This is a genomic window from Mesotoga infera (assembly GCA_011045915.1).
GTDB lineage: Bacteria > Thermotogota > Thermotogae > Petrotogales > Kosmotogaceae > Mesotoga > Mesotoga infera_D.
In genome coordinates, this window is record DSBT01000297.1 from 1 (window position 1) to 2190 (window position 2190).

A 2190-nucleotide genomic window follows, 5' to 3' on the forward strand; every position below is an offset into this window, starting at 1 on the left:
GGAAAAGGGATAGGTTTCTTGTATCCCCACGAGCATCGAACGAAACTCACAAACTTCGAGACTCTGCCGTCAGATATTCTTCTAGCAATTATTCTACCTTAACAATCTTTAGAGTTGAGATGTCGATTTTTCTTCCTTCGATGGAATTTAGGTACCAATGCCCGGTATCAGAAGAATCATCTCCAATATTAAATATAAGGTCCCAGTTAAAACTACTTGTAAGTTCAAACTTATCGGACGAATCGAGGAAGTTGAAGATGAATTTGTGGTCCGAATCAGGTATTACTCTTAGAAGTCTTCCGGAAGGCTTGTAGACCACTCCATTGATTGAAGGTATCCAGGAAGCCTTGTTAAGACCAAGATCATCGTAACGGTAGTCAGACCAATCTCTGGGATAATTTCCATGGTTTTCAAAGAACTCCTGGATAAGTTGTATCAAACCATTGCTAATCTCCTCAAAACTCGACCCGAATTCAGTGAGCGGAACCGCCGAATCTGGTCCGAAAAGACTGTAATAGATTACTTCTGAGTTCAACGAATCCTCCTGCAAACCGTTTCCAAGAAAGACATAATCATCTATTTCGAAAGGAACTCCCTGCCTTGAATCAGTGAGAATCTCCGACACACTCTCAAAATCCACTTCGCGGTTAGTGAAGACAAAGTAGATGTATTCACCGTCTTCATTCTCCTTCCACGCAGCCCCAAACGAAGTAGAGTCGACATTCCTCCCGAGTTCGTCAATCGACTCAGGTAAATCTCCGTCGAGATAGATCTTGTTGGACAAAGCATTAGAAAGCATTTTGAGATCTCTTGCAACGGAAACGGCCGCAGATTTGCGCAGTGTATTCGTCCCTATAGGAGCAATAACAGCAATAAGTGCAGCAACAACTGAGAGAACGATCAGCAATTCTACTATTGAAAAACCCTTTCTTCTGTCATCTCCAAAACACTCTTCTATCATGTTATTTCACTCTCCCCAATTATGGTCGACTGTGTTAATGCAACAGCGTGCCAGCATACTTGATTCATCTCATCGAAGCCTTCGTAATTAACTGCAAAGCTCAAGTTAATTTAGTCCTGTTAGTCAAGAAAGCTCTCTAGATGTCCAAAAGTGACTGAAGAAATACCTTCTCGAACCGATGCGGAAGATTCTCATCAAACTGTGGTCGGGGATAGCATGTGACGAGCTAGAGAAAGCAACGTGAGGTCGGTTAGCGGTTCAGCGGTTCTCCGTTCGCCGAAAACGTTGTTCGTTCCAGAGCGAGGATCTGTTCTTCGTTATTGGCCAAGCTCAGAAACTAAGATCGAGATGCCGAATTACTGCCCGGCATGACGGAATCAAGAGCAGGGTATCGATTACAGGGTCTGGGTCTGGCGAACAGAAGCGGCTTTCGGAAGCGCCTCACTTCGTCATCCCGTAGTGTTCCTATACGGGATCTGGTTCATGATCTCGATAACGAGCAAAATAAGCAATCTCTTCCTCTCGGTGAGCGCAGCGAACGTCTCTACAACGCTCTTTATCGACTCGTCTTATTGAAGGAGCGAGATGCTGAATCGAGTTAAGTATGACGAACTGTGGCATTTTCAGAACTACCAAACGCCGTCATCCCGGGCTTGACCCGGGATCTGGGTCTTTGATAAACCGGAGTCGTGGGTTGGCAAAGAAAGATGTTCTTCCTTCCAGAGCTAGAATCTGTTCTTCGTTCTTAGAATTCGCTGATCGTTTGTAAAAGCTCAGTTGCATGTTCTAAGACGCAAGGCGCCGAGAAGCATCGGCGGAAGTGATGCCACCTTCGGTGGTACACAAGGCTGGCTAGGATCATTGGTCGCAATGCCCGCTTCGCGGGGAAAGAACCTGTTTTCGCTTACGAGAAAACTCTGTTGTGAAGAGCAGTTGCAAGACTTAGAAGAAGCTTGGGTCAGCAGACTGGTTTCCCTCTCTCTCTTTTCTCGTGAGCTTAGCGAACCTCTCGATAATCTCTTTCTCGATTCGCAAGATCCGCTCTGCTTTTGATCTTAAATCCCCGCTCGAGCGGGGGGGCCGCTTGCGGTGGGGAGTGTTTTATGAGAAGCGCGTTTCGAACTGCACTCCTTTTCGAGAAATGTATCTCAAATGAAGCTATCTGCGCGTTACACGCAAGAAAATGATCGTTCTTGAATTCTCTTCCTTTCTCGAAGCGAAGCTCTCGA

1 protein-coding gene is annotated in these 2190 nt (G+C 45.8%); it reads right to left on the minus strand.

What is annotated here, in order from left to right; all coding sequences use genetic code 11:
- Nucleotides 1-88: 88 nt before the first annotated feature.
- Complete coding sequence (locus ENN47_09630) at nt 89-961, minus strand: type II secretion system protein (protein HDP78423.1); 873 nt, start codon at nt 959-961, stop codon at nt 89-91.
- Between the last annotated feature and the right edge of the window lie 1229 nt (nt 962-2190).